Below are 872 nucleotides of genomic sequence, written 5' to 3' on the forward strand. Positions count from 1 at the left end.
GCGAGTTTAACGAAGTATTTGCGTTCAATGTCGAGTGCTTCGTTACGTGCAAAGCGTGCGCCTTCTTCAATCGTAATAACTGCAGTCATTGGCGCAGGGTAGTGTGGACCGGCTACTTGTGCCACTAGGCCTTTTGCCATTGTGAAGCTCATCATCGACTCTAGCTTGCTGAGTGTCAGTGGCGAGGTTTTTTGTTTACGACGTGCTTGCCAATCGATCTTTTCGTTGATAGCTGAAGTCAGTGTTTGCAATGCGGATTCATACAACGCATCAGTTTCAACCACGGCATCCAATAAACCAATCTTCAAGGCCTCATCTGCACGACATGCTTTGCCTTGCGTGATGATTTCCATCGCGCTATCTGCACCGATAACACGCGGCAAACGCACACAACCACCAAAGCCTGGCATGATGCCCAGTTTGGTTTCTGGTAGGCCAATGCTGGTGGTTTTGTCACCGATACGCATGTCGGTAGCCAGTACGCATTCACAGCCGCCGCCAAGTGTGTGACCTTTAAGTACTGAGATTGTCGGAACGGGTAAGTCTTCTAGTTTATTGAAGATGCTATTGGCAAATTGTAGCCATTGATCGAGCTCGGCGTCTGTTTTAGCGAAGAGGCCCAAGAACTCAGTGATGTCTGCGCCAACGATGAACGCGTCTTTATCTGAAGTGAGCATTAAGCCTTTTAGACCTTGATGTGAAGTCAACGCATCAAGAGCCTTATCGAGAGACTCTAGCGTTGCTAGGTCGAGCTTGTTTACGGATTTAGGGGAGCAGAAGCTCAGCTCTGCTATGCCATCTTGTATTTCCTTTACCTGTAGGGTTTCGGCTTGGTAAATCATTGTCTATCTCCATGACATACAATCGTGGAT

At 47.9% G+C, this 872-nt stretch carries 1 protein-coding gene; it reads right to left on the reverse strand.

Annotated elements, in window-relative coordinates; translation table 11 throughout:
• The coding region (locus R7P74_RS25505) for an enoyl-CoA hydratase-related protein (protein WP_318123430.1) at window positions 1–842 on the reverse strand (842 nt) is incomplete at its 3' end.
• Between the last annotated feature and the right edge of the window lie 30 nt (window positions 843–872).

The sequence above is a fragment of the Vibrio sp. 2033 genome, assembly GCF_033339735.1.